The organism is Oleiphilus sp. HI0079 (assembly GCF_001635105.1).
Window position 1 is genome coordinate 1 of sequence record NZ_LWFT01000853.1, and the last position, 1,170, is coordinate 1,170.

Here is a 1,170-nt window from a genome sequence, read left to right on the forward strand (position 1 = left end):
GAATCACCGCTGCGCTCTTCTCTATTACCGGATCGAGTAACTTCATTTGATGCCCTCTAGCGTAAGTCTATTCTTATTGTCACGTTCAACCACACAGCATTCTCTTTCGCAGAAATGCGGCTGGTTACATTTGAAACTCCGGCAGCCGTACTACTAGCCCGTCCATTGCAGCGGTAACCTGAAGCTGACACGACAAACGCGATGTCGCTGCGCGTTCAGGCGTTAGGTCAAGCATTTGGTTTTCCTCTACGGCGGGCCCACCCACCTTCTCGGACCATGCATCGTCGACAATGATGTGGCAGGTGCCGCAGGCGCATGCGCCGCCGCAATCTGCATCGATGCCGGGGATGTCGTTATTGGTCGCTAATTCCATCAACGAAACCCCTTCCTCGATAGCAAGGGTATGTTCGGTTCCATCATGCTCGATAATCGTAATGCTGCTCATCTTTACCTCTTTCAGTTTTTACCCGACAACGTGCAAAAGCTTAATGCTCAACATTCGGCAGATTGAGGTCATTTAAAGACATCAGGAAGTCATATCAAGACATAAGGAGGTCATTTATTGACATCAAAAGGTCATTAAAAGACACTTAGTCATTAAGTTCTTGTGAAAGACTGAATACGAATGGAGCTAAAAAGCATCATGGAGCACGATATTTCGCCCGAAGCTGCGTCAATCCCTTCAAACTATTCGCGCCTTATTGCGCGCGCTCTAGGCCTGCTAACCCAAGATCTACCTACATTACTAACGAACACCCAAATTACGGTTGAGGAGTTTCTCGAAGAGAGCACGTTACTCACCGCAGACCAGCAAATTCGGCTCTTAGAAAATGCATTGCGCATCTCACAGAACCCAGCTTTTGGCTTAACCGTTGGGAAAATGCTCACCCCAGGCGCGCATGGCGCAATGGGCTTTTTAGTCAATAGTAGCCCTAACCTGCTCACCGCCATGCAGGCGTTTCAGACCTTTTCTCCGACAAGAATGAGCTTTGTTCGTCTCGAGTTAATTGCAGGTAAAGACTGGCTTGAATGTCACTACCATCTTGACCTAGATGTAAGCGAAGAAGTGCAACGATGTCTCGCCGAGGCTTCGGCTATAACCTTTTTTGATTGTGCTCAACATATTATTGGCAAACCTCTTGAGACAGCCATTACGCAATTCAAACACCG

2 protein-coding genes are annotated in these 1,170 nt (G+C 47.9%); one reads left to right on the plus strand and one right to left on the minus strand.

From position 1 onward, the window contains the following. Positions 1-124: 124 nt before the first annotated feature. Entirely contained in the window at positions 125-445 is a 321-nt protein-coding gene (locus tag A3750_RS16050; RefSeq protein ID WP_068451759.1) for a 2Fe-2S iron-sulfur cluster-binding protein, read from the minus strand. Positions 446-625: 180 nt separating this feature from the next. Here A3750_RS16050 and A3750_RS16055 point away from each other — a divergent pair. After that, positions 626-1,170 (plus strand): AraC family transcriptional regulator ligand-binding domain-containing protein (locus A3750_RS16055; protein ID WP_197475083.1); only part of this gene is annotated, 545 nt, incomplete at its 3' end.

Coding starts and splice junctions, on each gene's coding strand:
- A3750_RS16050 (WP_068451759.1), bottom strand. CDS start 445: ATGAGCAGCATTACGATTATCGAGCATGATGGAACCGAACATACCCTT.